Below are 2,542 nucleotides of genomic sequence, written 5' to 3' on the forward strand. Positions count from 1 at the left end.
ATTTACAGTCCGCCGGTCATGAGCATCAGGATTTTCAATCCGCCTTACAGACAATCGGATAACATACCCGATTGAACGGAGCGGCGATTAAGAAGACGAACGACCGTAAGCAAGTGTGGCACTCCCAGCTTGAACAAGATGGGACGAAGAAACAAAATAAGAACTGAAAAAAGAACAAGGATATGAATAAGAGTTTCTTGAAAACAATGATTTTCGGGGCAGCGCTGCTGCTGGCAGCCGCCTGCTCGCAGAACGACTTCTCCGGCAGCCAAGGCGAACCGCTGCCCGAAGGCAGATACCCGTTGCAGATTTCCTCCGTCACGATGAGCGTGGAGAGCGATTCGCAACCGTGGAGTGCCAACGCTCCGCAGACACGGGTGGCGGAGAATGCGACCGACGGCAACAGCAGCCATTGGACGAATGGCGACCAAATAGGTGTAAAGATAGGCACCGACAACACAGAGACGGGCGTATATACCGTAAACGTGGACGTAAGCGGAAACGTCACGGGGTTGACTCCCACCACCCCTCTCTATTGGAAGAGCACGACACCGTCGCAAACCGTCACGGCATGGTATCCCACTGACGCAACAGTAAGCCTCTCCGACCAGAGCAGCAGCCTTGCCTACGTGCTGGCAGGTACGGGCAGCGGTAACTATCAAAACGCGGTGAGCCTGACTTTCACCCATGCCCTTGCCAAAGTGCGCGTGAAGCTCGAAGGCGATAAGGCAACGGGCGTTACCGGGGTGCATCTCTACACATACACCTCCTGCACCAACAGCAAAGGCACTGTAAGCAACGGCGCAACAGAAGGCTGGATTAAGATGAAAGAGGTAACCTACAACGGCACGACATACTACGAAGCCAATGTAGTGCCGGGCTACGAGATAACAAAATTCAAAATCAACAATGCAATAGAAGGTACGCTCACCACAACAGTCACTACCGTAGCGGCGAAGCTACATGAGATTACTGTGACGGTAGGTCTTCCGGTAACGGAAGTTAACATCTCGGATATCAGCGAGACCAGTTATACCGTTAGTGGTAACGTGCATCTGAAAGGGAATGGACAGGCCAAAGACTTAAAACTAACAGTGGAAGACGGAGCCAAGTTGATATTGGAGAATGTTACGCTTCAACCACAGACTGATGGCGCAGCTATTACATGTAACGGCAATGCAACTATCATCTTAAATGAGGAGAATTCCGTATCAGGTCATGGACGTGCACAAGGTATTCTTGTTACTGGAGGTAAAACTCTTGTTATCAAAGGGGACGGAAAACTTGTGGCAACTGGATCTGGTGATCAATCAGCCAGTGTCGGTATAGGAGCTACTAATAATTCCAATATAACCATTAATAGCGGGACAATAACGGCAAAAAGTACTGGTAGCGGTGCAGGTATCGGCAGCGCAGGACAGATTAGGACATGTGGAGTCATTACTATCAATGGAGGCACTATTGAAGCGCGTGGAGGAGCCTATTCTGCCGGTATCGGTGGAAGTAATAGCGGTAGTTGTGGTGATATTATCATTAAAGGTGGTAACATCAGGGCATACGGAGGATTGCAATCACCCGGCATCGGTAATGGTGACGGTGCAGATTGCGGCAATATCACCATATCGGGTGCAAGCACGGTAGTTTATGCCAAGAAAGGAGAAAAAGGTTCGCAAAATCCTGCCAATTCCATTGGCTGGAACAACTACAGCGGCAAATGCGGAGGGGTTACCATTGGTGCTGAATGTACGGTGACAAGAGAATAAACAAAGACGCCGTTCTACTGCATCAAGATTTTCAATCCGGCAAAAGAGAAAGAATAATTTGAATTATATAAACGAATAAACAGAGACGCAATGAAAGTATTATTAGACAACGGCCACGGAGCGGAAACTCCGGGCAAGCGTTCCCCCGACGGACGACTGAGGGAATACGCTTACACCCGCGAGATAGCTATCCGGGTAGCAAGCAAGTTGCAACAAGCGGGCATCGATGCCGTCCGCATCGTGCCCGAAGAAACAGACGTGCCGCCGGCAGAGCGTGTGGACCGGGCAAACCGGGCATACGCCGAAGCCAAGGAGCAAGCCATACTCGTCTCCATCCACTGCAACGCCATGGGCAGCGGAGCGGAATGGATGCCCGCAAGCGGCTGGAGCGTGTTTGTAGGCGGCAATGCCTCGCCGACAAGCAAGCAGCTTGCCCGGGCACTGGCACAAGAGGCACTCAGCAAAAAAGTCAAGGTACGCCAACCCTCCCGTCAGGTACTTTACTGGACTGCCGACCTCTACATCTGCTGCAAGACCAACTGCCCTGCCGTGCTGGTGGAGAACTTCTTCCAGGACAACCGGAGAGATGTGGATTTCCTGCTCTCCGAAGACGGGAAGCAGTGCGTGACGGACATCATGGTGGAAGGTATCATAAACTATCTGAAAACGACATGATAAAGAAAATTCTGACATACTACGCCGAGCGGCTGGACGAATACCTCTCCCGGCTGCACCACCAGCCCGAAGGACTGGCGGAAGTGGGCTTTGTGGGCAACGGT

The 2,542-nt window shown here is 51.5% G+C and carries 2 protein-coding genes; both read left to right on the plus strand.

Annotated elements, in window-relative coordinates; all coding sequences use genetic code 11:
- The first annotated feature begins 182 nt into the window (after positions 1 to 182).
- Positions 183 to 1,763 (plus strand): fimbrillin family protein, encoded by a 1,581-nt coding sequence (locus BN161_RS23315; RefSeq protein WP_044270745.1) that lies wholly within the window; start codon positions 183 to 185, stop codon positions 1,761 to 1,763.
- A gap of 90 nt (positions 1,764 to 1,853) precedes the next feature.
- Positions 1,854 to 2,438: an N-acetylmuramoyl-L-alanine amidase gene (locus tag BN161_RS23320; protein ID WP_044270747.1), complete on the plus strand. Its 585-nt coding sequence runs from the start codon at positions 1,854 to 1,856 to the stop codon at positions 2,436 to 2,438.
- Positions 2,439 to 2,542: the final 104 nt, after the last annotated feature.

It is taken from the genome of Bacteroides timonensis, from assembly GCF_000513195.1.
Classification (GTDB): Bacteria; Bacteroidota; Bacteroidia; order Bacteroidales; family Bacteroidaceae; genus Bacteroides; species Bacteroides timonensis.

Bases quoted from the DNA above. Each gene is read 5' to 3' on its own strand.
- BN161_RS23315 (WP_044270745.1), top strand. From the start codon at position 183: ATGAATAAGAGTTTCTTGAAAACAATGATTTTCGGGGCAGCGCTGCTG.
- BN161_RS23320 (WP_044270747.1), top strand. From the start codon at position 1,854: ATGAAAGTATTATTAGACAACGGCCACGGAGCGGAAACTCCGGGCAAG.